This window comes from Paenibacillus sp. P36 (assembly GCF_045866505.1).
In the GTDB taxonomy this organism is placed as follows: Bacteria; Bacillota; Bacilli; order Paenibacillales; family NBRC-103111; genus Paenibacillus_E; species Paenibacillus_E chondroitinus.
In genome coordinates this window covers 7,250,099-7,274,329 of sequence record NZ_AP038372.1, presented here as the reverse complement: position 1 = coordinate 7,274,329, position 24,231 = coordinate 7,250,099, and the positions used below count along the sequence as shown (strand labels likewise).

22 protein-coding genes are annotated in these 24,231 nt (G+C 47.0%); 19 read left to right on the top strand and 3 right to left on the bottom strand.

All coding sequences use genetic code 11. From position 1 onward, the window contains the following. Positions 1-5: 5 nt before the first annotated feature. From ACKTT9_RS31825 to ACKTT9_RS31810, 4 genes are all read left to right on the top strand, one after another. Positions 6-1,154, top strand: coding sequence for a cysteine desulfurase family protein (locus ACKTT9_RS31825; protein ID WP_407869171.1), 1,149 nt, complete (start codon positions 6-8; stop codon positions 1,152-1,154). 28 nt (positions 1,155-1,182) lie between these two features. Then, positions 1,183-1,704, top strand: a complete 522-nt coding sequence (locus ACKTT9_RS31820; RefSeq protein WP_157319179.1) for a PRC-barrel domain-containing protein — start codon at positions 1,183-1,185, stop codon at positions 1,702-1,704. Positions 1,705-1,714: 10 nt separating this feature from the next. Continuing rightward, positions 1,715-1,915, top strand: coding sequence for a hypothetical protein (locus tag ACKTT9_RS31815; RefSeq protein ID WP_079419326.1), 201 nt, complete (start codon positions 1,715-1,717; stop codon positions 1,913-1,915). Positions 1,916-2,063: 148 nt separating this feature from the next. Next, a complete protein-coding gene (locus ACKTT9_RS31810; protein WP_315953571.1) occupies positions 2,064-3,134 on the top strand; it encodes an AI-2E family transporter in 1,071 nt (356 codons plus the stop codon). 251 nt (positions 3,135-3,385) lie between these two features. Here the strand turns inward: ACKTT9_RS31810 and ACKTT9_RS31805 are convergent, their stop codons facing one another. Then, entirely contained in the window at positions 3,386-3,610 is a 225-nt protein-coding gene (locus ACKTT9_RS31805) for a DUF3951 domain-containing protein (protein WP_407869170.1), read from the bottom strand. 461 nt (positions 3,611-4,071) lie between these two features. On the opposite strand from ACKTT9_RS31805, the gene alaS reads away from it, so the two are divergent. From alaS to ACKTT9_RS31755, 10 genes are all read left to right on the top strand, one after another. Then, positions 4,072-6,699 (top strand): alanine--tRNA ligase, encoded by a 2,628-nt coding sequence (gene alaS, locus ACKTT9_RS31800; protein ID WP_407869169.1) that lies wholly within the window; start codon positions 4,072-4,074, stop codon positions 6,697-6,699. Positions 6,700-6,811: 112 nt separating this feature from the next. Continuing rightward, positions 6,812-7,072: an IreB family regulatory phosphoprotein gene (locus ACKTT9_RS31795; RefSeq protein ID WP_028555746.1), complete on the top strand. Its 261-nt coding sequence runs from the start codon at positions 6,812-6,814 to the stop codon at positions 7,070-7,072. A 17-nt stretch (positions 7,073-7,089) separates the two neighbouring features. Continuing rightward, a complete protein-coding gene (ruvX, locus tag ACKTT9_RS31790; RefSeq protein ID WP_127455357.1) occupies positions 7,090-7,506 on the top strand; it encodes a Holliday junction resolvase RuvX in 417 nt (138 codons plus the stop codon). A 6-nt stretch (positions 7,507-7,512) separates the two neighbouring features. After that, positions 7,513-7,821 (top strand): DUF1292 domain-containing protein, encoded by a 309-nt coding sequence (locus tag ACKTT9_RS31785; RefSeq protein ID WP_056610485.1) that lies wholly within the window; start codon positions 7,513-7,515, stop codon positions 7,819-7,821. Further along, positions 7,818-8,114, top strand: a complete 297-nt coding sequence (locus tag ACKTT9_RS31780) for a DUF1292 domain-containing protein (RefSeq protein WP_407869168.1) — start codon at positions 7,818-7,820, stop codon at positions 8,112-8,114. Before ACKTT9_RS31785 ends, ACKTT9_RS31780 begins: the two co-directional genes overlap by 4 nt. 116 nt (positions 8,115-8,230) lie before the next feature. After that, entirely contained in the window at positions 8,231-9,331 is a 1,101-nt protein-coding gene (gene mltG / locus ACKTT9_RS31775; RefSeq protein WP_407873155.1) for an endolytic transglycosylase MltG, read from the top strand. A gap of 38 nt (positions 9,332-9,369) precedes the next feature. Continuing rightward, positions 9,370-10,299 carry a peptidase U32 family protein gene (locus ACKTT9_RS31770; RefSeq protein WP_407869167.1) on the top strand — a complete coding sequence of 310 codons (930 nt, stop codon included), beginning with the start codon at positions 9,370-9,372 and terminating at the stop codon, positions 10,297-10,299. A gap of 26 nt (positions 10,300-10,325) precedes the next feature. Further along, on the top strand, positions 10,326-11,609 hold the full coding sequence (locus ACKTT9_RS31765) for a peptidase U32 family protein (protein ID WP_407869166.1): 1,284 nt from the start codon (positions 10,326-10,328) through the stop codon (positions 11,607-11,609). A gap of 187 nt (positions 11,610-11,796) precedes the next feature. Then, positions 11,797-13,974 carry a methyl-accepting chemotaxis protein gene (locus tag ACKTT9_RS31760; protein WP_407869165.1) on the top strand — a complete coding sequence of 726 codons (2,178 nt, stop codon included), beginning with the start codon at positions 11,797-11,799 and terminating at the stop codon, positions 13,972-13,974. A gap of 150 nt (positions 13,975-14,124) precedes the next feature. After that, on the top strand, positions 14,125-15,942 hold the full coding sequence (locus ACKTT9_RS31755) for a peptidoglycan D,D-transpeptidase FtsI family protein (protein ID WP_407869164.1): 1,818 nt from the start codon (positions 14,125-14,127) through the stop codon (positions 15,940-15,942). On the opposite strand, the gene ACKTT9_RS31750 is transcribed toward ACKTT9_RS31755, so the two are convergent. Further along, positions 15,925-17,196, bottom strand: a complete 1,272-nt coding sequence (locus ACKTT9_RS31750) for an ATP-binding protein (protein ID WP_407869163.1) — start codon at positions 17,194-17,196, stop codon at positions 15,925-15,927. The genes ACKTT9_RS31755 and ACKTT9_RS31750 overlap by 18 nt on opposite strands. A gap of 208 nt (positions 17,197-17,404) precedes the next feature. Between ACKTT9_RS31750 and ACKTT9_RS31745 the strand changes: the two genes are divergently transcribed. After that, the gene (locus tag ACKTT9_RS31745) at positions 17,405-18,229 is read left to right on the top strand and encodes a biotin/lipoate A/B protein ligase family protein (protein WP_407869162.1); all 825 of its coding nucleotides are present in this window, start codon (positions 17,405-17,407) and stop codon (positions 18,227-18,229) included. Positions 18,230-18,290: 61 nt separating this feature from the next. Here ACKTT9_RS31745 and ACKTT9_RS31740 read toward each other — a convergent pair whose 3' ends face one another. Continuing rightward, positions 18,291-19,022: an alpha/beta hydrolase gene (locus ACKTT9_RS31740; RefSeq protein ID WP_407869161.1), complete on the bottom strand. Its 732-nt coding sequence runs from the start codon at positions 19,020-19,022 to the stop codon at positions 18,291-18,293. A 263-nt stretch (positions 19,023-19,285) separates the two neighbouring features. Here ACKTT9_RS31740 and pdhA point away from each other — a divergent pair, with 263 nt between their 5' ends. The 4 genes from pdhA to lpdA are packed head-to-tail and all read left to right on the top strand — an operon-like array spanning position 19,286 to position 24,166. Continuing rightward, the gene (pdhA, locus tag ACKTT9_RS31735; protein ID WP_127455364.1) at positions 19,286-20,368 is read left to right on the top strand and encodes a pyruvate dehydrogenase (acetyl-transferring) E1 component subunit alpha; all 1,083 of its coding nucleotides are present in this window, start codon (positions 19,286-19,288) and stop codon (positions 20,366-20,368) included. 36 nt (positions 20,369-20,404) lie between these two features. Beyond that, positions 20,405-21,385, top strand: a complete 981-nt coding sequence (locus ACKTT9_RS31730) for an alpha-ketoacid dehydrogenase subunit beta (protein ID WP_407869160.1) — start codon at positions 20,405-20,407, stop codon at positions 21,383-21,385. Positions 21,386-21,417: 32 nt separating this feature from the next. Continuing rightward, positions 21,418-22,746 (top strand): dihydrolipoamide acetyltransferase family protein, encoded by a 1,329-nt coding sequence (locus tag ACKTT9_RS31725; protein WP_127455366.1) that lies wholly within the window; start codon positions 21,418-21,420, stop codon positions 22,744-22,746. A gap of 4 nt (positions 22,747-22,750) precedes the next feature. Next, positions 22,751-24,166: a dihydrolipoyl dehydrogenase gene (lpdA, locus tag ACKTT9_RS31720; protein ID WP_127455367.1), complete on the top strand. Its 1,416-nt coding sequence runs from the start codon at positions 22,751-22,753 to the stop codon at positions 24,164-24,166. The last annotated feature ends 65 nt before the right edge of the window (positions 24,167-24,231 follow it).

Sequence of the window (24,231 nt, the reverse complement as noted above, 5' to 3'; positions counted from 1 at the left end):
GATTTATGAATCCAATTTATCTTGATCACGCGGCGACCACGCCGGTGCATCCCGACGTTATGGAAGCTATGCTTCCTTTTTATACAGCTTATTTTGGCAATCCTTCCAGCACGCATAGCTTCGGCAGAGCGACGAGAACAGCACTGAACCGCTTTCGTGACGCGATGGCGAAGTCACTTTGCTGTCTGCCTGGTGAACTCATCTTTACGAGCGGCGGGACTGAAAGCAACAATATGGCGATCTTTGGGATCATCCATGCGAACAATAATGGCAAGAAACATATCATTACGACAGAGATTGAGCACCATGCTGTCCTGCATCCCTGTGAGCGGCTGGAGAACCTCGGTTACGAGGTCACTTACCTTCCAGTAGGTCCGACTGGTCTTATTCAAGTCGAAGATGTGGAGTCGGCTATTCGTCCCGATACGGCTCTCATCTCTATCATGTATGTGAATAATGAAATAGGCACGATTCAACCGATTGCAGAAGTTGGCCGGTTAGCACGAAGCCGGAATATTCCTTTTCATGTTGATGCCGTTCAAGCTTTAGGTAAATTACCGCTGAATCTTCATGAACTGCCGGTTGATTTGCTTAGCTTGTCTGCTCATAAAATATATGGTCCTAATGGTGTGGGTGCATTGTATGTGTCCAAGAATACGAAGCTGGTTCCTCATGTATTTGGCGGTGCGCAGGAAAGAAAACGCCGCGCGGGAACGGAGAATGTAGCTGCCATAGCAGGGTTTGCCAAGGCGATGGAGATGATTCTCCCTATGACGGAAACCCTTTACGAGCAAGCTGCAGAGCTTAGACAGTGCATGATTGCTAGCTTGGAGCAGCAAATAGGCCGTGATCAATTTACGATAAATGGACATGCCGAACAACAAGTTCCGCATATTCTGAACATCAGCTTTCCTGGCGTATCCACAGAGACGCTGCTTATGAGTCTTGACCTGGAAGATGTGGCTGCAGCAAGCGGTTCTGCGTGCACCTCAGGTTCACTTGAAGTGTCTCACGTTTTACAAGCAATGAAACTCCCAGAAAATGTTACAGCCTCTGCCGTTCGATTTAGCTTTGGAATGGGGAATTCTAAAGATCAAATTGAAACAGCTGCCCAGAAAATTGCAACCATTGTCAAACGGCTGCGTAATAATTAGTACCGGGTGGTTCTAGGAGGAAAGCACCTTGCGCAGAGCGCATGATTTAATCGGACTTCCCGTTCTGACGGTAGATTCCGGTAAACAATTAGGCCAAGTGAAAGATTTGATGATTGACCCTGAATGGAACATACGAGGCATTATTCTAGAAGCAAAGATGTGGTTTTCCTCCTTACGGTACGTACCGTGGGATGGAGTTGTCGCTGCAGGTGAAGATGCCGTTACCATACCGAACGAAAATGTCATAGTCGAGTTTGAGCAGGCAGTTGAATGCCATGCTTTTCTGGAAGGAAGCCACCCGATTAAAGGTCTTCCAGTCGTTACTGTCGGCGGAGACAAATTAGGCGTGGTAGAAGATGTTTATTTAACCCAAGATTGGGGTAAACAAATAGTAGGTTATGAATTGTCCGAAGGGTTTATTTCTGATTTAAAGGAAGGGCGTAAATGGCTTCCCATGCCGGATTCGGCAACCAAAGGTGAAGATGCCATTATAGTGCCTGTACATTGCTCTCAGGAAGTAGAAGAACTCTTCGTATCCAAAGAAGAATAGGGTGAGCAAGATGCGTTGTCCAAACTGTAATTCCAAAGATATTGGAAAGATCGGTTCCCACCAGTTTTATTGCTGGGGTTGCTTTATCGAACTCAGCGTCAACGGAGAGAAAATGTCCGTGTATCAAGTAGAAGAAGACGGAACGCTAAGTTCTCTGGATGATTTATTTTTTGAAGAAGAAATGCCATTGATCCAAGAACACGCAAATTAATCATAATAGCAAACAGGAGACGTTACTTATGGGCACACCCGTGCTTGTGAAGTGGCGTCTCTTTGTTTTCGTCTACAAGGTTAATTTGACCAGCATGTACATATACTGTATGAGCGTAGATATATTTAGAATCACTGAGGTGGACGAGATGGAACGTTTTTGGAGAAATCGATGGTTTGTAGGGCTGGTGTATTTGCTTTTGGCACTGGCCTGTATCTATATGCTGCTGCTGATCAAACCAATTTTACTAAGCTTATTCACTTTTTTAAAAGCGATATTAGCGCCATTTTTCATCGCGGTAATTATTTCCTATATCTTGAACCCGGTCGTGAACATGCTGAACCAGCGCAAAGTTCCGAGAACGATTGCCGTGCTGTTGATTTATTGTGTTTTTATATCCTCGCTCACGGTCATAATCATGAATATGACTCCTGTATTTATGACTCAAATTGCGGAGTTGAACGAGCACATGCCGCAGATGGAAATTCGCGCGCAATCCATTGTGGACGGATTTAACCAGAACAGACTGCTGCCGGACAGTGTGCGAGACGGCTTTAACCACTCGTTAACGAAGTTGGAAAATAGCATCTCCATGGCGATATCGAACTACATGAATCAAATTGGAAGCACGATCTCCATGCTGTTTATCGCTTTTATCGTGCCATTCGTTGCTTTTTATATCATGAAAGACTTTCAAATCATCGAGAAGACGGCGCTTGCCATCGTACCGAAGGAGCATCGCAAGAAAACAGTTAAGCTTCTCATCGATATCGATACTGCGCTTGGGAATTATATTCGCGGCCAGCTGTTGGTTTGCGTCATTATTGGAGGGCTTGCTTACTTGGGGTATTGGCTCATCGATATGCCGTATGCGCTTTTACTCGCCAGTGTTGTGGCGGTTTTCAATATTATTCCCTATCTTGGCCCGTTTTTTGGAGCCGCGCCGGCGATCATTATGGCCTCAACGATTTCGCTAAAAATGGTGCTTTTTGTCGCGATTGTGAATTTAGCCGTGCAAATTCTTGAGGGGAATGTCATTTCACCGCAAGTGGTAGGCAAAAAGCTGCATATGCATCCGCTTGTTATTATCTTTGCCTTATTGGTCGGCGGGGAAGTAGCGGGTATAGTGGGACTCATCCTAGCGGTACCGTTCTTCGCGGTCATGAAGGTGATTATTCAGCATGTTTTCTTGCATTATGTCCATAAACCCACGACTTAGCGGGATCTAAGGATGGGCTAGGATCATAAAAAGACGTACAAATAGACGCACAAAACCCCCGTGCATCATGACTTGCGGGATCATGGTACACAGGGGTTTTGCACGAGGGTTGAGGATATTAAAGGGTGTGGCATACGTAAACCATCGAATGGGCTACGGAATGAATTAAACGTTGATTCTATGTTGCTTCATTCGATAATGAAAATCATTATCAATGAGTTTAGTATATCGCCATTGAGAACGATTGTCAACTATGATTTTAATCCTTTATCTTTGTCGTCTCCTTGATCGGTATTTTCTTCTTTTTCCTCTTTTTGCTCTTGAAATTCAACGCGGGTTTGACCTGTTATATAATCGAAAGGATTATATCGGCTATCCGGAATTTCTTTCTTAATGAGCGTTTTGGCCATAATATAGATCACGAGTACAAAAACAGGTGCAATTAGCGCTAGCAGCGTAAGAGCTGATAAATCCATTAGCATCACTTCCTCTCGAGTTTGTTGGAACGGTATTGTAATGTACTTACGATGCCCACACCAAACTGGTTCCATGAACAGGGATCAATATTGACACGGTTCAGGCATAAAGTTATAATTTGCCTTATCTAGATCTACTGCAAAAGCGTTGATGAAATTGAAGTAAGTCATAGTCCACTGTCAGAGATGAGGTTCCGGTGAGCGGCTTTTGCGCGAATCCGGCTGGAAGAACCTCTCGGTGCTAGGATGGCTGAAAGCTAATTTCGGAGTGTGGATGAACTCCACCGGATGGACCCGTTACAGATCCGCACAAGGAGATTGCCTGATTTCCTCTGCCGCAGGTTCGGTGGGAGGGAAACGCAATAACCAGGGTGGTACCGCGATGATTCGTCCCTGTATGTTACAGGGGCGTTTTTTGTTTGTTTTCAAACATTATAGGTAAATATGGAGGCTTGAGTGAGATGAAGGCAAGTGAAATTCGTTCCAAATGGTTGCAGTTCTTCGCAAGTAAAGGGCATAAAGTAGAGCCCAGCTCTTCGCTTGTTCCGCATAATGATCCGTCGTTGCTCTGGATTAACGCCGGTATTGCGCCGTTAAAGCCATATTTGGATGGACGGGAAATTCCGGAAAATCCGCGTATTACGAATGCTCAGAAATGTATTCGTACAAACGATATTGAGAATGTCGGGAAAACGCGCCGTCACCATACATTTTTCGAAATGTTAGGGAACTTCTCTATCGGTGACTACTTTAAAAAAGAAGTTATTCCATGGGCTTGGGAGTTTTTGACGGATCCGCAATGGATCGGATTTGATCCGAATCGTATTTCCGTTACGGTGCACGAAGATGATGAAGAAGCTTTTGAGATTTGGCACAAACAAATCGGTATCCCGGAAGAGCGCATCTACAAGCTCAAAGAAGATAATTTCTGGGACATCGGCGAAGGTCCATGCGGTCCTTGTACGGAGATTTTCTATGACCGTGGCGACAAATACGGTGATTTATCCGATCCGGAGTGCTGGCCTGGGGGAGAAAACGAACGTTTCTTGGAAGTGTGGAACCTAGTATTCACACAGTTCAACCATAATAAGGACGGCAGCTACACACCGCTTCCTAACAAAAACATTGATACAGGCGCTGGACTGGAGCGTTTCGCTTCGATTCTGCAAGATGTAGATTCCAACTTTGACACGGATCTATTCAAACCGATTATCGATAAAACCTGTGAGCTTACAGGTGTAACGTACCATGTGAACGATGATCACGATGTGGCGCTGAAAGTAATCGCCGATCACATTCGTACGGTGGCCTTCTCCGTAGGCGATGGCGTACTTCCTTCTAATGAAGGACGCGGTTATGTTATCCGTCGTTTGCTGCGTCGTGCTGTGCGTTACGGGAAAGTGCTTGGGCAAGATAAACCGTTCCTGTACAAACTGGTTGCTACCGTCGGTGAGATCATGGGCGTTTACTACACAGAGGTTGTAGACAAACATGAATTTATCGAGAAGGTTATTCGTACCGAAGAAGAACGTTTCCACGAAACGTTAAGCGATGGTTTGGTTATCCTGGCGGAGATGGTCGAAAAGACGCGTCAAGCCGGTACGAATCAAATCAGCGGACCGGATGCTTTTAAATTATATGATACGTATGGTTTCCCGTTCGATTTGACGGAGGATTTTGCTTCAGAAAAAGGTTTGACGGTTGACCGTGAAGGGTTCGACGCTTCGATGCAGGAACAGCGTGACCGTGCAAGAGCGGCTAGTCAAAAAGAAGGTGGAATGAAGGTACAAGGCGGCCCGCTGTCCGAATTGACGGTTAAAAGCGAATTTGTTGGATATAATGAATTGGTAGTTACTGCTAATATTGAAGCCATCGTACATGAGAACGAGCTTGTGGATATCGTTGGCGTAGGCGAGACTTGCCAGGTTATTCTGGACCGCACACCTTTCTATGCGGAAAGCGGCGGTCAGGTGAGCGACTTCGGAACCATCCGCAACAGCCAGGTTACACTGAAGGTTGAAGATGTCATTAAAGCGCCTCATGGGCAGCATGTTCACAAAGTCGTAGTGGAGTCTGGCGTTCTGCGCAAAGGCGACACGGTAGAGGCTATCGTAGCATCTGCTGAGCGCGGCGATATCATCAAAAATCATACGGCTACGCATTTGCTGCATAAAGCGCTGAAAGAAGTTCTGGGCTCGCATGTTAACCAAGCAGGCTCCCTGGTAGAACCGGATCGTTTGCGGTTTGACTTCTCGCATTTCGGCAGCATTAGCAGCGAAGAATTGCAGGATGTTGAGCAGCGCGTGAACCGTCAAATTTGGAATAACATCAATGTCGAAATTTCATTGAAACCAATTGCTGATGCGAAAGCGATGGGAGCAATGGCACTATTCGGCGAGAAATACGGCGATATCGTGCGCGTCGTGCAAGTCGGCGATTACAGCTTAGAGCTGTGCGGAGGCTGTCACGTTCAGAACACGGGCCAAATCGGTCTAATCAAAATCGTGAGCGAATCCGGTATCGGATCGGGCGTACGTCGAATCGAGGCAGTTTCTGGCCGCAGCGCGTATGAATATCTTGACCAGCAGCTGCAATTGCTCAAAGAAGCAGCAGGCATGCTCAAATCGAACGTTCAAGACGTTCCGAAGCGTGTCGAAGCGGCACTGCAGCAAGTGAAAGAGCAGGCACGTGAGAACGAGTCGCTGCGCGGCAAACTTGGCCGCATTGAAGCGGGATCCTTAACGGATCAAGTGAAGCAAGCTGCCGGTGTTTCGGTGCTAGCTGCCCAAGTGAACGCAGCGGATATGGACTCACTTCGCAACATTGTCGATGAAATGAAGGCAAAATTGGGATCTGCGGTTATCGTTCTAGGCGCTGTGGCTGACGATAAAGTCAATTTGGTTGCAGCTGTTACCCCGGATCTTGTTGCAAAAGGTTTCCATGCCGGTAAAATTATTAAAGAAGTAGCTGCAGCAGTTGGCGGAAGCGGTGGAGGCCGACCGGATATGGCCCAAGCAGGCGGTAAAGACGCTTCCAAATTACAGGCTGCGCTTTCCGGTGTTGAGGGACTTCTGTCGCAATTTGCATAATTATTTTTTTGGGGGACAGGAATTTTTAAACCCATAGAGAATATAAACCAGTATACACGAACAGTTATCAAATTTTTACAAATGGTTTCACAAGGAAAGTGAGGTGCTCCTGATGAGTTCCATGGATAAAACGATGAAGTTCAACGTGAAAGCAGAAGAAATAGAGACATCGCCCAAAGATGTGTTATTAGCGGTGTACGATGCTCTTCAGGAAAAAGGGTATAATCCGATCAACCAGATTGTCGGGTACTTGCTTTCCGGAGATCCTGCTTATATTCCACGGCATAATAATGCGCGCAGCCTCATTCGTAAACGGGAACGCGATGAACTGATTGAAGAGTTGGTTCGCGCTTATCTGGGTCAACACAAATAGAAGGAAATGAGAACCGCATGAGATGGATAGGCTTGGATTACGGGGATAAAACGATCGGTGTAGCGATGAGCGATGAGCTAGGATGGACGGCACAAGCGCTGGAAGTCATACATCGTCGTAAGCCAGGAGAAGACATTGACCGGCTGGTTGCGATTGTGGAGCAGTACGGTGTCACACAAATTGTCGTTGGCTTACCCAAAAATATGAACAACACGATTGGTCCTCGTGGCGAATTGGCCATCGAGTTTTCAAAAGAGCTAGAACAAAAACTAAGTGTACCCGTACACTTGTGGGATGAGCGTCTAACGACCGTGGCAGCGACTCGCACACTGCTTGAAGCAGATGTGAGCCGGAAGAAGCGGAAGCAGGTCATTGATAAAATGGCCGCGCAAATCATCCTGCAAGGGTATATGGATGCCAATATGAAGAGGTGAATGAACATGTCCAAAGAAGAATTGCGTGAAGAGGAACCAGAAATCATTTACATCCCGGACGATGAAGGCAACGAAGAAGAGTTCGAGGTTATCATGAAATTCGAAGTGGACGGTTCTGACAAGAAATACATGATGGTGGTGCCTACGGACGGAGGAGACGAAGAATCCGACGAAGTGTATGCCTTCCGTTATGAAGAAGATGATGACGGCGAAGATTTGAAGCTGTTCACCATCGACGATGAAGAAGAGTGGAATATCGTGGAAGAAACGTTTAACACATTAATGGCAGAATTCGATGAGGAAGAAGAAGCATGAGTACGACGCTTTCTGACGTATTGCGCAAAGCTTACGGGGATGATATTATTTTGTTTGATGAGCAAAATGAATCAACGGTTTATCATCTTCTTAAAGAATTCGTTTATGACAATAGAATGTATGCGGTTTTGCAATCCGATGAACTCAAGAAGGAAGACGAGGTTGCGGTTTTCCGGGTGACGCAGAATGCGGACGGCGAATACGAGCTGGAAACCATTGAAGATGACGACGAATACGAAACTGTTTCGGAGCTCTACGATGAGATGGTATTTCCAGAGCAGGATGACTTGTAAGAAGCAAACAACCGAGCGGAGCGCATCCGCTCGTTTTTGTTTGCTTGGAGAGCTTGCGATAGCAGAGTTTTGTTTTTTGCTGCTGCATAACGTTTAGGAGGATCATCGTGAACAACATGCTTGATCAAGAAAGCGCTGGGAAGACGACGAAAACAAAGAAGCTGAAGCTAACACTTCTTATAGTGGGTACGTTTCTGCTTATTGTTATCGGGACAGCAAGCGGTATAGGATTATATATTGCGAACGGCCTGCAGCCGGTTGAAGCCTCGGAGCAAGAAGTGAGGGTATCCATTCCCCCAGGCGCCGGATCTGGACAAATCGCGAAAGAGCTTGAAACAAAGGGCCTTATTAAGAACTCATCCATTTTTACGTATTATTTAAAAGTAAAAAAGCAAGGCTCCAGGTTTCAAGCTGGCGAATATGACATGAAGCCCGGCTTAACCTTTGATGAGATGATTGAAAAGCTCAATAAAGGGGAAACGGTAAAGGAAGAGGTTATTCGTATAACGATTCCTGAGGGATACACCGTTGAACAAATTGCTTCTAAATTAAGTGAACAGACGCCATGGAATAAAGATGTGTTCTTGAAGCTGGCAGATGCGCCTGCAGGCTTGACGGTAGATACCGCCGCGAGCGGCATTCCGGATAATAAGAATTTGAAACACCGGCTTGAAGGGTATTTGTTCCCGGAAACGTACGAGTTTAAAAAAGGTTCGACGGAAGAGGAGTTCATTGAGCGAACACTGCAGCAATTGGACAAGAAGCTTGCTACGCTGCCGCCAGATTGGAAGGATAAACTCAAAGAGCGTGGACTTAGCGTGCATCAGATGCTGACGATCGCTTCTTTAATTGAGCGAGAGGTTGTTGTGGATGAAGAGCGGGCTCTTGTTTCCGGCGTTATCCAAAACAGGTTGAAACAGAACATGCCCCTGCAAATTGATGCAACGGTGCAATATTTGTTTGATAAGTCCAAGGAACGGTTGTTGGAAAAGGATTTGCAAATACAAAGCCCTTATAATACGTACTTGAATACAGGCCTGCCTCCGGGGCCTATTGCCAGTCCGAGCCTTGCCTCGATGAAAGCCGCGATTTATCCGCAAGAAACGAAGTACTTGTTTTATGTAACAAAGAAAGACGGCACGAAAGGGCATTTGTTCGCGGAGACCTATGAAGAACACAAGAAAAATATTGCGGAAAGTAAAAAGGCCGCGAATTAATACCACGTTAGGAAGCTGACAGAAGGTAGGGTAAGCAAGTGAAAAAACCAGAGTTAGTAATAAGCTGCGGTAGTAGCGCTGAATTGAAAACAATGATTGAAGCCGGCGCGGACAGTGTCATAATTGGAGAAGAGCGTTATGCTATGCGACTGCCTGGAAATATGAAGCTAGAGGAGATTGGAGAATCAGTAGCTTGGGCACATGAGAAACAGGCAAAGGTGTATGTGTCGGTGAACAAGATTTTTGACAACAACTCCTTGGAGGGCCTGTCAGACTATTTAAGCAAGCTGCAGGCATTCAATGTGGATGGCGTTATTTTTGGTGATCCCGCTGTCCTTATGGCTGCGCGCACGTTACCAAAGCCGCTAGCGCTGCACTGGAATGCGGAGATGACTTCTACCAATTTCGCAACTGCGAATTATTGGGGCAGACAAGGGGCAACCCGCGTTGTGCTGGCTAGAGAGCTGAACATGGAACAGGTATTGGCTTTTAAAGAGAATACGGAGTTAGCGGTTGAAGTTCAAGTGCATGGGATTACCAATATTTATCACTCTAAGCGAGAGCTAGTGAAAAATTATATCGAACACCAAGGGAAAGACGTATCAACGGAGGATCGTTCCATTGAACGCGGACTGTTTCTTATCGAGCACGAACGCCGTGATCAGCGTTACCCTGTGTATGAGGATAGTAACGGTACGCACATCATGAGTTCTGAGGATTTTTGCATGCTGGAGAATTTACCTGAGCTTATGGACGGCGGAATCGATAGCTTCAAAATCGAAGGCCTCCTGAAATCGACCGCGTATAACGAAACAGTTGTTCGCAGCTACCGTGCTGTCATTGACGCTTATGCCGCCAACCCGGAAGAATTTGAGTTCCAGCAAGAATGGCTGGATGCGATAACAGAATTGCAGGACCCTGAACGCGAATTGTCGTACGGGTTTTTCTATAAAGAACAGGTATATTGATAGATGGAAGAAGGTGCGTTTTCGAGATGACGACAGCATTAGAAGCACGAGCGAGAGGGAAGCGTGTTAGACTGCATAAACCGGAATTACTTGCCCCTGCGGGCAATTTGGAAAAATTGAAATTTGCTATTCATTACGGTGCTGACGCGGTATATATTGGCGGACAGAAGTATGGTCTACGTTCCAGCGCAGACAACTTTTCACTTGAAGAAATGCGTGAAGCGGTTGAGTTTGCGAATGGGTACGGAGCCAAAGTGTTCGTAGCAACGAACATTTATGCACATAACGAGGACATTGAAGGGCTGGATGAGTACCTACGAGGACTACAAGAGGTTGGGATTTCAGCCATCATTGCAGCGGACCCGCTGATTATGGAAACCTGCCGAAGAGTGGCGCCTAAACTGGAAGTTCATGTGAGTACGCAGCAGTCGGTGATGAACTGGCAAACCGTGAAGTTCTGGAAAGACCAAGGCATTGAGCGCGTCGTTCTGGCTCGCGAAGTCAGCATGGAAGAAATTGATCAAATTAAAGCGCATGTCGATGTTGAGATTGAAGCTTTCATTCATGGCGCGATGTGCAGCTCCTACTCCGGCAGATGCGTGCTTTCCAATCATTTTACGGATCGTGACTCCAACCGCGGAGGCTGTTCGCAATCATGCCGTTGGAAATATGATCTGTTTGCCAAAGATCAGCCGGAATCAGCGCCATTGGCGACGGATTTGCCTTTGTTTGGCGATGAAGATGATGCCTTTACGATGGGATCGAAGGATCTCAGCATGATTGAGCATATTGCCGATATGATTGAATCCGGTGTAGACAGCTTCAAAATCGAAGGAAGAATGAAGAGCATTCATTACGTAGCGACGGTTGTTAATGCGTACCGTCAAGCCATTGATGCTTACTTTGAGGATCCGGAACATTTCAAACTCAATCCTGTATGGCAGGAGGAGATCCACAAAGCGGCGAACCGTCCTTTGAACGAGGGCTTCTTCTACGATACGCCCGGACCTGAAGATCATATTTTCGAACCGGAGGATAAAGTGGTCGGCTTTGATTTTGTCGGTCTGGTGCTGTCCTATGACGAGACAACAGGCACTGCGCTGATTCAGCAAAGAAATCATTTCAAGCCGGGGCAGGAAATTGAATTCTTCGGACCAGAAGGAACGCATTTTAAACAAAAGGTTGGCGTCATCTGGAATGAAGAGGGGCAGGAGCTGGATGCAGCAAGGCATCCGCTTCAAGTCATTAAACTAAAAACAGAATCTCCTGTAAAAAAGTGGGATATGATGCGTAAGAAAACAGGAAAATAGTACCATGGAAGCTTTCTCCAGACTGGGTTATATTGGAGAAAGTTTCTTTTTTTTATTTTCGTTTAGAGCGAATATTAAAGGAAATTGTTAAATGTTGTCGAATTGAATAAAAAACATGAATTGTAACCCTTTTCATTTTAGGACGAAAGTACGGGTACAATGAACAGAAACTAATGGCGGTGAAAAGATGAAGAAGAGACTCCAAAGTATTCTCGCATTTGTAAACAAAGCTGTCGCGCAAACATTCCGAAATGTGCCATGGGGTCGCGTGGCGGGAGCGGCAGGAAAGACATCTAAGGAAATGGGTACAGTCGCTTTCAAAGAAATGAGGCAGGTTAAGCTGGAAAATCCGGTGAAGTCCGTAGGCATGAAGCTGTTTTTAATGTTTTTTATCAGCATTTTGTTCTTCGTTCTCATTGTGGGTATGATTTCTTACAGCGTGTCCAAAAATGTCATTAAGAACAAAGTGGCAGAATCCTCCTTGCAAACTGTTACACAAGCAGGCCAGAAGCTGGATTTCCTTTATCAGACGTTCGAAGACACATCTTTACAAATTATGCTGAACAAAGAGCTGCAGGACCTTCTGGAGAAAGTTCCTACGTTAGATCCTACTTCGTACGAATCACTGGAAGTTGTTCGCCAATTAACGGATAAATTAAATGTGGTGACCTTCGCTAACAAGTCAATTAAAACGCTTCATCTTTATCGACCAGACGGCAAGCTGATTGTCATTACAGGTTCTGGCGGAAGCACGTTAAGCGAAAATTCAGGATCGACCGATTGGTTTAAGAAAATTGTGGACAATGGGGGAAAAGTAGCGTGGTTGGATAGTAAAGTTAAAGGATACTCCAGTTCTTCCACGAATACATTTGCCATTGGCCGTCTTATGAGAAATACGCTAACGAACAGCACGACTGCCGTGTTAATGTTGGAGCTTAGCACGGATCTCTTGAATAAAGAAATTACGGGCATGTCTCTCGGAGACGACAGCAAGGTTGTCATTACGAATGCTGAGAATAAGAATATTGCATCTGCGAATATTTCTGAGCTCGAAAAAGATGCAGCTATCCAGTTAACGAAAGAGCAATTGGATCAAGAAAATGGCTCTTTTGTAACAAAAGATGATCATTTGGTAGCCTATTACAAATCATCTTTATCCGGTTGGAATCTAGTCGGGGATATTCCAGTTAGCTCGCTTGTGAAGGATGCTAAGAAGATTTTCAATTACACGCTCTTAATCGCTTTATTTGCGGCTATTGCGGCAGTGTTAATCGGATTATTCGTTGCCAGAATGATTGGACGACCGCTGATTAATCTTCGCAACTTGATGCAGCAAGGCGCGAAAGGCAAGTTAACCGTGCGTGCCAACTATACAACGCAAGATGAGATTGGTCAGTTGGGCGCAAGCTTCGATGTGATGATGCAGCAGATTACAACTTTGGTTCAACAAACCAGCACCTCTGCGCAAGCGGTTTTTGAAACGGCGCAAGAGTTAACGAACTCCTCCAAGGTGACGGCTACTGCGGCTAGAGAAATTGCTGTAGCTACGGATGAAATCTCCAACGGTGCCGGAGGTTTGGCGACAGAATCCGAGAGAGGCAATGAGCTGACTCATCATATTGGTATCCAGATGAAACAGGTTATCGAAGCCAACCTGGAGATGGGAACAGCTGCAGCGGACGTGCAGAGCTCCAGTGAGCAAGGAACGAAATATATGTCCGAGCTCATTTCGAAGACGAACTTGACGGAAGAAATGATCCGTTCCATGGTGGATAAAGTCGACAACTTGAAAGACAGCACACGTTCGATTCGTAAAATCCTGGATGTTCTGAATAATATGACCAAGCAAACGAATATCTTGTCCTTGAATGCGACAATTGAAGCTGCGCGTGCCGGAGCTGCGGGCAAAGGCTTCATGGTTGTTGCGGATGAGATTCGGAAGCTGGCAGACCAATCCCGTCAATCGATTGACGTCGTAGGTCAAATTACCGAAACGATCCAGAAAGAAATCGATGAAACGGTGAAGGTGCTTTCCACAGCAACGCCGATCTTCAAAGAACAGATTCTGGCGGTGAAGGAAGCCGATATTATTTTCAAACAAGTAACGAACCACATGGGCGGCTTCATTGAGCAGCTCAGCACGGTCAGCGATTCGATCTCAACTTTGGAACAATCGCAAGTCGTTCTTTCGGACGCTATGACGAATGTAAGTGCGGTAGCGGAGGAATCTCTTGCTACTTCGGAGGAAGTTGCTTCCTTGAGCTCCGAGCAGCTTAGCATCAGCGATGGTTTAGTGAAACTTTCGGACAAGCTGGATCTGCTTTCCAAATCGCTTACCGACACCTTATCCAAATTCGAAGTCTAGTTGTATACAATTCGAAGTCCACTCTCTGTTTAAGAGGGTGGGCTTTTTTTTATTTCTAAGAAGGTATTTCGACGGTTTGTCTACGTGCAGGAGTGACGATACTGATAACATCTAAGTTTAGGATGAATGATATCGTTAGGAGTTAGATGTATGAGGGTCAAACAGTTATCTTCACTTGAAAAACGCCGTATTTTTCTTGTTCTTCTTACCATCGTACTCCTGTTTATTGGCATAACGGGTAAGCTGTTCTGGATACAAATTGAAGCAACGGAAAATTACAGTTCACACGGCGTTAATTTGCTTAAAAACTCAGTCGTTCAAAGACAACGTGCGCTAGTGCTGGAGAGCGGCAGAGGCGAAATATTAGATCGGAATTTGCAGCCGATGACTGGGAAGATTGTGAAATCCCTCGTTGTGTTTCCCATCAATAATGATCTTCAAGCAAGCCCCCAGCAGGTAAATCAACTTGTCCAGATTTTGCGGACGAATGCGGAGTCTTGGCGTGGATTCACCAAGGATCTGAAAGAACCGCAAGTGTGGAGTCAAGCCAGTGGGGGCAAGCCTGCCATGTTAACGGATGGGCAGGAAGAGCAGATTGAAGCACTGAACTTGCCGAATGTGAAGGTGGTGCAGATGGAAGATCGCTACCCGACTGGAATGACTGCGCGGCAGCTAATCGGATTCATTGGGCAAAATCCGGATCGTGTAATGAACTTATACGGCGCGGATCTGGAAAAAGGTAAGGTTGCGCTAACGACGAAGATTGGCGGAGCGGGTCTTGAAAAGACCTTCGATCTCTGGCTTCGCGGCATCGGGGAGACATCGATCTCTTATTTTATGGATGCCGGTAAAAGGCCGTTAACCGGACTGGATGCGCGTATGATTGCGCCTAATAATGCTTTTTATCCCGTTAAATTAGTTACGACTCTTGATGTAAACGTTCAGCAGCAAATTGAGGCGCTAATGGATAAATTGAAAATCCGGGATGGTGCCGCCGTCGTTCAGGAAGTCGCACAAGGCGATATCGTCGCCATGGCGAGCAGACCCAACTATGATCCCACGTCCGTGGATCTTGCAAGTAAAAGCTGGAGCAACTATGCGCTTAAAGCAACGGCTCCCGGCTCTATTTTCAAAACCGTTGTGGCTGCTGCTGCGCTGGATTTAGGTGTGGTTAATCCCAAAGAGACATTCACTTGTGAAGGAGCTCTTGGCAAGTATGGTTTTACCTGCTGGAGGAAAGAGGGACATGGCCCCTTAACCTTGGAGCAAGGGTTCGCACAGTCTTGCAACATCGTGTTTGCCAAAGTCATGCAGCGCTTAACGGCTGGCCAACTGGAAAGCTTCGCGCATAAGCTTGGCGTGCTGGATGAAGTGGGATGGACAGGGAAGACGGACACGAAGATCCTTCTCCATCAATTAGATAGCGAAGAGACTGGACAGCTCTTTGGCGCTCATACGCCGCACGATGATGAAGGTGTTCTTATGCAGACAGCCATCGGGCAAAGAGACGTGATGATGACCCCTTTGCAGGCGTCTAATATGATTGTTACTTTACTGCATAATGGAAAAGGCTACTCGCCGAGAGTGGTCCAAGAAATCCGCTACCAGACCGATCGCGTGATGGAGAAATTTGAACCACAAACGCGAAAGGATGAAGAGGGATACGTGTCCGCGGCGACAAGCCGTACGCTTTTGAGCTGGATGAGAGAAGTCGTGACCGAAGGAACCGGCCAAGGGTTGAAGGATGCAAAGTGGCAGCTCGCAGGGAAATCCGGTACGGCGCAAACGATAGTCGGCAAGCAGGAAAAAGTGAATCAATGGTTTATCGGATATGGCCCGGTGGCTTCTCCCAAGTATGCAGTATCCGTTGTTATCAAAAATACGGATCCAACGGAAAGCAACAAGGCCATACCTTTGTTCAAAGGGATCATGGATATCCTTGCGAGCCAATCAAACGGCCGGCAGTGATATCGTAAAACAGGTACCTTGGTTGGGCTCGCTCGTAACTTCAATGAGTCCTCCTAACGTGCGGATGATGCGATAGGAGACCATCATGCTGAGTCCAGTGCTTTTGTTTTTGGTGGAATAAAAAGGGGTTCCAAGGCGGTTAATCTGTTCGGCTGTCATCCCGATGCCTGTATCTTTAATTTGCAGAATAATGTGAGGGCCTCGTTTGAAGCCTATGATTTGCAGTGCGCCCCCGTCCGTCATAGCCTCAATGCCGTTTTTGGTTAGGTTGAGCAGGCATTGCATGATTTTTTCTTCATTTGCTTGGATGACCAACGGGGATTTCATATCGAATTGTACATCAACCCCGCGCAGTGCGGCATATGGAAGTATCAGATTGCTTAGTTTGAATGACAAGTCAGATAAGTTAAGCGGCTCGAGCTTCTCTGCCTCGGGTTTGGCAAAGGACAAATAGTCGGTAATAATGCTTTGGGCGCGGTCAATTTCTTCGATGACCATGGCAGTGTATATATGTTTCTTCTCTTCAGTGACCTGCGATTGACTGAGGATTTGCATGAATCCCCTGGCTACCGTCATAGGGTTGCGAATTTCATGGGCGACTGAAGCCGCCAATTCACTGAGGACATTCAGCTTCTCAGAGCGCTGGATTTCTTGGCGCAATGTGATATTTTCGCGGATTCGGGCAATTAAGTATGTAAGGAGCCACATCGTAAATAAATGAACGAGACAATACGCTATTCCATATAGCAAAAAAGTACGATCTACGGTGGCAAAAGAACCGACTCTATACAGCAGGGTGATACAGAAAGTTGCTAGAGCACTGATGAAAGCAAGCAGGGTGGGAAACATCACTTTGGGGGTTAGGTGCTTCCAATTGCTCAGCGCAATGAAAGCCACGATGAAGGGGATGAGAAGAGCTAGTAAGGTGACGATCCACACGAAATTCGGGCCGTTCATGATGTACACATAGGCGAGTATGAATCCGGAAACCGCTAGTCCTGAGCGTATGCCGCCATATAAGAAAGCGATGAGTACGGGAATAATATGGAGATCGAAATGATTGCCTATGGGTTTGAAAAAAGGATGGGTCACGCAAAAAATGGCGGCTAGTGTGCAGATAAATAGAAGAAATACTTGACGATATTTATCGTAACTGTCTAGAGAGCCGGGTTTTTCGAGCCAAAAGATGTGAGTTAAAACAATGGGGACGGTTAAAACAAGGATATTCAGGAGTAAATCGTCAAAAATGTTCAAAGATCTCGCCTACTTAACAAAAATTTGATGTTCCACTTTTTATTCGACACAGATTTTTATTCGACACAAAACTTGGAATTCCTTCGAAATGTATCCTAAATTTTGATGTTTTTTGGCGAAAAGCAGCGATTTTTACATTGCGGCTAACGCTAGATTCGCTTACAATTCGGAAGATGAACATAAATAGCAGGCTCAGGAGATTATGTAAATGACGAATATACCCCATTCTTCTTCTATGGTCATCCTTGACCGAACACAGGAAACGACCTCAAGATCGATTTTATATGCTTTTACGCTGGAAGAACTTCTTTGCCGATCGATTGGGAAAATGGCGCCTCCGATTCTCCATATATGGCGGCATCCGCGAGCTTTTGTCATGGGGCTGCGGGATAGCCGGCTCCCGGAAGCGGCACTTGCTAACCAATGGTTGCTTGACCAAGGGTATGATACGGCTGTTAGAAATTCAGGAGGCGCAGCGGTTCCGCTGGATCTAAGCGTTGTGAATGTTTCTTTGCTGCTGCCGAAAGAAGCAGGGGATATGGAGCATCGCAAAGATTTTGAAGCCATGGTGGGCCTGATCCGTGAAGTGATGAGCAAACTTACCGATCATATTGATCAAGGTGAGGTGATGGGGTCCTTTTGCCCGGGAGAGTTCGATCTCAGTGTAGGCGGCCGTAAGTTCTGCGGAATCGCACAGCGCAGGCAGCAGCTGGCTTTGTCGGTCCAAGCGTTTATTATCGTCGAAGGTGAAGGCGAGGCGAAAGCTGCGCTGGCTAGAGGCTTCTACGAGCGCGCGGCGCAATCGGCAGACCCAAGCGAGTACCCTGCCGTGGCGCCGGGGAGTATGGCGAGTTTGGCGGAATGCTTGAATATTCCTTTAACAGCTGAGCAGTTTACTGCGAACTTGGTTGAAGTCATGATGGCGAGAGGGCTGCAAGTGAAGACTCCGGAAGCAATCCCAGGATATCCGACGGACGGGCAAATCGGCGATATGGTGGACCTGATGAAAGCTCGATACGCGATCAAGCAGTAAAAAAACGGTCTGACTTCGTCATCTGACAGAAGCGGGACCGTTTTTTTTATATGTGATAGTTTTACCCCAGAAAATAATGCAGCGCCGCGCTCAATTCCCCTTGCCAGAATCCCCACAAATGTTTGCCAGGTTTCTCGATATAATGAAGCACGGCATTTTTCCTTTCGAGATCTTCCTTGGCCAAACGGTTCTCTCTGACGAAATCAAAGGTTCCGCGCTCCGTTTTGACATCCGTTTCATCCAAGCCGATCAACATGTACATTTCAAGCCAGGATAAATCGTCGACCGCTTTAAGGCGTTCGCGGGTAATGTCGAAAAATGCGCCAGACAAGGATATAACGCGGCAAAAAAGGCTAGGATAATCTAAGGCGAGATGCAAGGAAACGGTCCCACCGAGAGAATCACCTGCGACAATGCGTTCACTGCGCTCCGTCCTTACAGGATAGCGGCTTTCCACATAAGGAAGCAGCTCCTCGGCGAAAAAGCGGCAGTAAGCGTCATGACGCTCACCCTCCGGCGCATATTCGGACGTGCGGTTAGCCGCGTTCACATCCACACCTACCACAATAGCTGGCTCCAGGTCTTCATCTAATATGCAGCGGGTAATGGTTGTGGCAATGCGTCCGAAATTGAAGAATTGCTCGCCATCTTGACAATAGATAACCGGATAGGAGAGCAGTTCATTGTAACCGGGAGGCAAATAAACGCGAAGTTGGCGTGTTTCTTGAAGCAGGTCCGAGGTGAGTTCATCTTTCACAATCGTTCTTTGGTAATAGCGAGCGTCATCAGACATCGAGTAATCTCCTTTATATCCTTGTGGGGAAAAATGGTATGTGAAGCGTAAGTTGGAAATGGATTGGGTAAGGTGTATTATAGCAGTTGTAAATTTCATGTTAACTGTATTATATATTTTCCTAAACTGTACTATTCGCTTCCGCGAAAAAAGGTCATATATCATAAGGATAGCGGTGTACAATTCACAAAAACAGGTTTATAATAATACTATAACAGAAGTGTAGCTAGCAGGCATCAAAATCATATAAGAGGTGAAATGGTATGAGTAAGCCACTTGTCAGCCAAGCAAATTACGAAGTGACCACAGAAAAGGTTGAGCCTTTACAAGTACTGGCTCCAGACGGCACAGTTGTAAATCCCGACAAAATGCCTAAACTTAGCGATGACCAATTAAGAGAGTTAATGAGAAGAATGGTATTCACACGTGTTTGGGACGAAAGAGCCGTAAATCTCGGTCGTCAAGGACGTCTTGGTTTCTATGCGCCGGTATCCGGACAAGAAGCTTCCATGATCGGTAGTGAATTTGCTTTAAATAAAGATGACTTTATTTGCCCGGGTTACCGCGATATGCCGCAGCTCGTATGGCACGGACTTCCGCTTTACCAAGCATTCCTATATTCCCGCGGACACCAACATGGCGGTCAAATTCCGCAGGATGTTCACGTTCTTATGCCGCAAATCATCATTGGTGCACAAATTCTGCACGCAACTGGTGTAGCGATGGCGTTCAAAAAACGTAACCAACCTCGTGTAGCGATTACGTACACAGGGGACGGAGGAAGCTCTGAAGGAGATTTCTACGAAGGTTTGAACTTTGCAGGAGCATTCAAGCTGCCTGCCATTTATTTTGTACAAAACAATGGTTATGCCATCACAACGCCTTACTCCAAACAAACAGGAGCACTTTCTGTTGCTCATAAAGCACTTGCTGCAGGTATCAAAGGCGTGCAAGTAGATGGTATGGACGTTCTGGCTGTTGTTCAAGCTGTGTCTGAAGCTGCTGAAAGAGGCCGCAAAGGCGAAGGCGCTACATTGATTGAAGCATTGACGTACCGTTACCGTCCGCACTCCTTGGCCGATGATACGACGAAATACCGTACCAAAGACGAGGAATCCGATTGGGAGCCGAAAGATCCGCTTACGCGCATGCGTATCTTCCTGACCAAAAAAGGTCTATGGAGCGAAGAAGAAGAGGCGAAAGTGAAAGAAGAGGCAAAAGCAACTGTTGCTGAGCACATTAAAAAGGCTGAGGAAACTGAGAAAATGACAGTTCCGGGCTTAATCGATTCCATGTTCGAAGTTACACCTTCCCATCTCGAAGAACAGAAACAAGCGTATAAATAAAATCTGGCAAAAACTCTTAGGAGGCACGGAGAAGTCATGGCACAAATGACGATGATTCAAGCGATTAAAGACGCAATGCGCGTTGAACTGGAAAGAGATCCAAATGTAATTTTGTTCGGCGAAGACGTTGGCCACGTTGGTGGCGTATTCCGTGCTACAGAAGGTTTACAAAAAGAATTCGGCGAAGAGCGCGTATTCGATACGCCTCTTGCTGAGTCTGCTATCGGCGGACTTGCTGTAGGTCTTGGCGTTCAAGGCTTCCGTCCAATCGCTGAGATTCAATTCGTAGGTTTTATTTACGAAGCGCTTGACCAAATTTGTGTGCAAGCAGCTCGTATGCGTTACCGCTCCGGCGGCCGTTACAACTCGCCAATCGTATTCCGTACGCCTTACGGCGGCGGTGTTAAAGCAGCTGAGCTTCACACGGATGCACTAGAGGGTCTTTTGGTGCAAACTCCGGGGATTAAAGTTGTTGTTCCTTCCAACCCTTACGATGCGAAGGGCTTGCTCATTTCCGCGATTCGCGATAATGACCCTGTCTTCTTCATGGAGCATCTGAACTTATACCGCGCATTCCGCGCAGAAGTACCAGAAGGCGAGTACACGATTGAACTTGGTAAAGCGAACGTAGTTCGTGAAGGTTCTGACGTAACGATCATTACTTACGGAGCAATGGTTCATACATCCGTTAAAGCGGCTGAAGAGATCGAGAAAACGCAAGGTGTGAAAGTTGAAGTCATCGACCTTCGTACGCTGCTTCCGCTTGATATCGACACGATTGTCGCTTCGATCAAGAAAACGAACCGTGCAATTATCGTACAAGAAGCACAAAAAACTTCTGGAGTAGCCGCAGAGGTTATTGCTCAAATTAATGAAAAAGCAATCCTGCACTTGGAAGCTCCAGTTCTGCGTATTGCGCCTCCGGATACCGTTTATCCGTTCGCACAAATCGAAGATGCTTGGTTGCCTAGCCCAGCAAGTGTTATTGCCGGTATTAAACAAGTACTCGAATTCTAATTCATAGTCGAAGGTAACAGGAGGTAGTACACGTGGCATTGTTTGAATACAAGTTCCCAGAGCTTGGAGAAGGCATACATGAAGGCGAAATCGTTAAGATGCTCGTTAAAGCGGGTGACACCGTAACTGACGAAACCATTCTTATGGAAGTACAAAACGACAAAGCTGTTGTTGAAGTTCCTTGTCCGGTAGAAGGTAAAGTCGTTAGCGTCGCTGTTAAAGACGGCCAAATCTGTACGATTGGCGAGCTCGTGATGACAATCGAAGTAACAGGCGAGATGCCGGCTGAGTCCATGCATCACAGCAGCTCTAACAACGCTGCGTCCGCAGCCGCAGCGGCACCTGCTGCTACAGCGGTAGCCGTAGCAGAGGCTCCTGCAGCAGCACCGGCAGTAGCTGCTGCTCCACCTGCGCCAGCAGCGCCAAGCGCTGGCGGCCGCGAAGTGCTTGCGACGCCTAGCGTACGCAAGCTCGCAAGAGAAAAAGGCATCACACTCGCAGAGGTGACGCCTACAGGTAAGCACGGCCGCGTAACACGCGAGGACGTGCTCGGCTTTACAGGAGCCGGCAACGCCGCGGCTCCGGCAGCAGCACCAGCTGCAGCGGAAGCAGCTGGCAGCGCAGCACCTGCGGCTAGCACGCAGGTCGCTGTGGGCGATCGCGTTGAAGAGCGGGTTCCGTTCAAAGGAATCCGGAAAGTGATCGCGAACGCGATGGTGAAATCCGTGTACACGGCACCGCACGTGACACTGATGGACGAAATCGATGTGAGCGCGTTAGTCGCTCTGCGTGAGCGCACGAAGCCTCTTGCTGAGAAAAAAGGCGTGAAATTGACTTACCTTCCTTTCATCGTGAAAGCACTGGTAGCGGCTTGCCGTCAATTCCCGGCGTTGAACGCAATGATCGACGAAGAAAAGCAAGAAATCGTCTACAAAAAGTACTACAACATCGGTATCGCAACAGATACAGAGAACGGCTTGCTTGTTCCTGTTATCCATGATGCAGACCGCAAAAATGTATGGTCGATTGCCTCTTCCATCAAAGACTTGGCTACTCGCGGACGCGACGGCAAGTTGACTCCAAACGAGATGAAGGGCGGCACAATCTCCATCACAAACATTGGTTCCGTAGGCGGTATGTTCTTCACACCGGTTATCAACTTCCCTGAAGTTGCGATCCTGGGTGCTGGCCGCATTACTGAAAAACCTGTCGTGAAAAACGGTCAAATCGTTGCCGCATCGGTAATGGCTCTTTCCTTGAGCTTCGATCATCGTATCGTTGACGGAGCGACAGCACAAAGCTTCTTGAACTACATCAAACAGCTCCTGGCTGATCCAGAGCTTCTCGTCTTGGAGGTGTAACAACATGGTAGTAGGAGATGCTTCTCTTGATATTGACTTGCTAGTTATTGGTGCAGGACCAGGGGGTTACGTAGCTGCCATTCGCGCGGCTCAACTTGGTCAAAGCGTCCTTATTGTAGATAAATCGGAATGGGGCGGCGTCTGCTTAAACCGCGGCTGTATCCCATCCAAAGCGTTGATCTCTGCTGCTCACACATATGAGCATGCGCAGCACGCTGACAGCATGGGTATCTCTGTAGAGAACGTGAAAGTGGACTTTGCAAAGGTACAAGCTTGGAAAAACAGCATTGTTGCTAAACAAACGGGCGGCGTTGGCGCGCTGCTCAAAGGCAACAAAATCCAAACGTTCCAAGGCGAAGTGATGTTCATCAACGAGCACGAAGCGCGTGTGTTCAATGATGCAGAAGCTCCGCGTTATCGCTTCAAGCACTGTATTATCGCGACGGGTTCCCGTCCGATTGAGCTGAAAGCATTCCCTTTCGGCGGAAGAATCATTTCTTCCACGGAAGCTTTGAACTTGCCTGAAGTTCCGAAAAGCATGATCGTGATCGGCGGCGGCTACATCGGAATCGAGCTTGGCCAAACGTATGCGAAATTTGGTACGAAAGTAACTGTACTGGAAGGTTCGGATCACGTATTGCCAGGCTTCGAGAAAGATCTGACGAAGCTTGTAGCACGCAACCTGGAGAAAGTTGGCGTTGAAGTTCATACAGAAGCGCTGGCACAATCCTGCACGAAAACAGAGAACGACGTAACCGTAACGTTCACAGTGAAAGGCGAAGAGAAACAAGTTACCGCTGATTACGTGCTTGTAACTGTCGGTCGTCGTCCGAACACAGACGGCGAGCTTGGTCTTGATCTGATCAACCTGAAAATGACGGACCGTGGTTTGATTGAAGTTGATAACCAAGGTAGAACCAGCATTCCGCATATCTTTGCGATTGGTGATGTTGTGCCTGGTCTTTCCCTGGCTCACAAAGCTTCTTATGAAGCAAAAGTGGCGGCAGAAGCGATTGCAGGGCATTCCAGCATTGTTGACTACAAAGCAATGCCGGCTGTTGTGTTCTCCGATCCGGAAATTGCCGGCGTAGGCTTGAGCGAAACAGAAGCAAAAGCTCAGGGTATCAACGTAACGATCGGGAAATTCCCTTACGCAGCTAACGGCCGCGCTAACTCTTTGAACGCAGGTCAAGGTTTCGTGAAACTTGTCGGCGACAAAGAAACAGGCCAACTGCTTGGTGGTCAAATTGTTGGTCCAGAAGCTTCGAACTTGATTGGAGAGCTTGCTCTTGCCGTTGAGATGGGAGCTAACCTGGAAGATATCGCACTCACGATCCACGCACATCCAACATTGACAGAAATGATCATGGATGCAGCTGAAGGTGCGCTTGGACACCCGATTCACCAACTTGGTAAATAAGCATCATCAGAGCGGTTTCCAATACCTTTAGATAAAAAGTCCCGAGAGCATGGCGCAAGCCGCTC

Coding starts and splice junctions, on each gene's coding strand:
- ACKTT9_RS31825 (WP_407869171.1), top strand. CDS start 6: ATGAATCCAATTTATCTTGATCACGCGGCGACCACGCCGGTGCATCCC.
- ACKTT9_RS31815 (WP_079419326.1), top strand. CDS start 1,715: ATGCGTTGTCCAAACTGTAATTCCAAAGATATTGGAAAGATCGGTTCC.
- ACKTT9_RS31810 (WP_315953571.1), top strand. CDS start 2,064: ATGGAACGTTTTTGGAGAAATCGATGGTTTGTAGGGCTGGTGTATTTG.
- ACKTT9_RS31805 (WP_407869170.1), bottom strand. CDS start 3,610: ATGGATTTATCAGCTCTTACGCTGCTAGCGCTAATTGCACCTGTTTTT.
- alaS (WP_407869169.1), top strand. CDS start 4,072: ATGAAGGCAAGTGAAATTCGTTCCAAATGGTTGCAGTTCTTCGCAAGT.
- ACKTT9_RS31795 (WP_028555746.1), top strand. CDS start 6,812: ATGAGTTCCATGGATAAAACGATGAAGTTCAACGTGAAAGCAGAAGAA.
- ruvX (WP_127455357.1), top strand. CDS start 7,090: ATGAGATGGATAGGCTTGGATTACGGGGATAAAACGATCGGTGTAGCG.
- ACKTT9_RS31785 (WP_056610485.1), top strand. CDS start 7,513: ATGTCCAAAGAAGAATTGCGTGAAGAGGAACCAGAAATCATTTACATC.
- ACKTT9_RS31780 (WP_407869168.1), top strand. CDS start 7,818: ATGAGTACGACGCTTTCTGACGTATTGCGCAAAGCTTACGGGGATGAT.
- mltG (WP_407873155.1), top strand. CDS start 8,231: ATGCTTGATCAAGAAAGCGCTGGGAAGACGACGAAAACAAAGAAGCTG.
- ACKTT9_RS31765 (WP_407869166.1), top strand. CDS start 10,326: ATGACGACAGCATTAGAAGCACGAGCGAGAGGGAAGCGTGTTAGACTG.
- ACKTT9_RS31760 (WP_407869165.1), top strand. CDS start 11,797: ATGAAGAAGAGACTCCAAAGTATTCTCGCATTTGTAAACAAAGCTGTC.
- ACKTT9_RS31755 (WP_407869164.1), top strand. CDS start 14,125: ATGAGGGTCAAACAGTTATCTTCACTTGAAAAACGCCGTATTTTTCTT.
- ACKTT9_RS31745 (WP_407869162.1), top strand. CDS start 17,405: ATGACGAATATACCCCATTCTTCTTCTATGGTCATCCTTGACCGAACA.
- ACKTT9_RS31740 (WP_407869161.1), bottom strand. CDS start 19,022: ATGTCTGATGACGCTCGCTATTACCAAAGAACGATTGTGAAAGATGAA.
- pdhA (WP_127455364.1), top strand. CDS start 19,286: ATGAGTAAGCCACTTGTCAGCCAAGCAAATTACGAAGTGACCACAGAA.
- ACKTT9_RS31730 (WP_407869160.1), top strand. CDS start 20,405: ATGGCACAAATGACGATGATTCAAGCGATTAAAGACGCAATGCGCGTT.
- lpdA (WP_127455367.1), top strand. CDS start 22,751: ATGGTAGTAGGAGATGCTTCTCTTGATATTGACTTGCTAGTTATTGGT.